Below are 625 nucleotides of genomic sequence, written 5' to 3' on the forward strand. Positions count from 1 at the left end.
GCTACAGCCAAAGCCTTAGCCTTTGAAAATGAACAACTAAGACAACGAATTGAGCAATTAGAGCAAGATAATCAGCAATTGCGAAAACTAACCGAATTTTCCACTGATTTAGCTTTAGATGATGTTGCTTGGGAGTTGGGACTGTGGCGTAAAGGGGATGAATGGGTAGGAGGAAACCACATCATTAATATAGATGGCTCTCAATTTACTGGCTTTGGCAATGGTTCCTCGTTGGATGGTAATAGTGCTATTGATTTAGTTAAGCACGTTAATAAATGTAACCAAACAGCAGCGATCGCATGGCTGGGGGAGAGATTTGGTGAACTTGGCGCTCAAAGGGCAGCGATGGCTCATGCTCAAAAAGTTGCTGCTGTTATTATTCAAACTCAATCGGCACCCCAATTTACGCTACCCGTTGAGGATAAGAAACAGTGGCAGCAAGTAGAACATTACCTCAAAGAGAAACGAGGCATACCTTCTGATTGCGTACAAATGTTACATAACCAGGGGCTAGTTTATGCCGACTCAAAAGCAAATGTAGTGTTTGTGATGCGGGATTTGGAAGGGAATACCAAAGGAGCATTTTTAGAAGGTACAACCAATAAATTCTCTGGTTATGAGTTAG

Annotated in this window: 1 protein-coding gene; it reads left to right on the top strand. The window is 42.1% G+C overall.

The window, feature by feature from the left end:
- Nucleotides 1-625 (top strand): DUF3991 domain-containing protein (locus ACM0OY_RS40555; protein ID WP_414574325.1); only part of this gene is annotated, 625 nt, incomplete at both ends.

This window comes from Nostoc sp. CCY 9925, assembly GCF_963920935.1.
Lineage (GTDB): Bacteria > Cyanobacteriota > Cyanobacteriia > Cyanobacteriales > Nostocaceae > Nostoc.